This window comes from Salmonella sp. SAL4457, assembly GCF_046548235.1.
Taxonomy (GTDB): domain Bacteria; phylum Pseudomonadota; class Gammaproteobacteria; order Enterobacterales; family Enterobacteriaceae; genus Salmonella; species Salmonella enterica.
This window is the reverse complement of sequence record NZ_JBGDZO010000976.1, coordinates 1-251: the sequence shown is the minus strand read 5'-3', so window position 1 is coordinate 251 and position 251 is coordinate 1. Positions and strand designations below refer to the sequence as shown.

Below are 251 nucleotides of genomic sequence, written 5' to 3'. Positions count from 1 at the left end.
AGGTTGTAGTGCCCCTTCAGCTTGTTGCGGATCTTCGCGTGGTAGGCGAAGCCCAGGGTGTCGCGGTCGGTCGGCTTCCAAACCGCGCCGGCGAAGAAGCCGGGCGAGGTGTTGTCCACCTTGACCCGCATCAGCGCGGACGAGTTCGAGGCCGGGAACGGAATCCCGCCCATGCCCGGGGAGTTGGCGGCCGAGGCATAGAGATCGAGGTTCTGGCTGACGAAGCCGGAGGTGCGCTGGATGATCACCCC

1 protein-coding gene is annotated in these 251 nt (G+C 65.7%); it reads right to left on the bottom strand.

Annotated features, from left to right (window positions below; all coding sequences use genetic code 11):
- Positions 1 to 251: outer membrane protein transport protein (locus tag ACLJNW_RS27105; RefSeq protein WP_410961647.1), on the bottom strand; the 251-nt coding region annotated here is incomplete at both ends.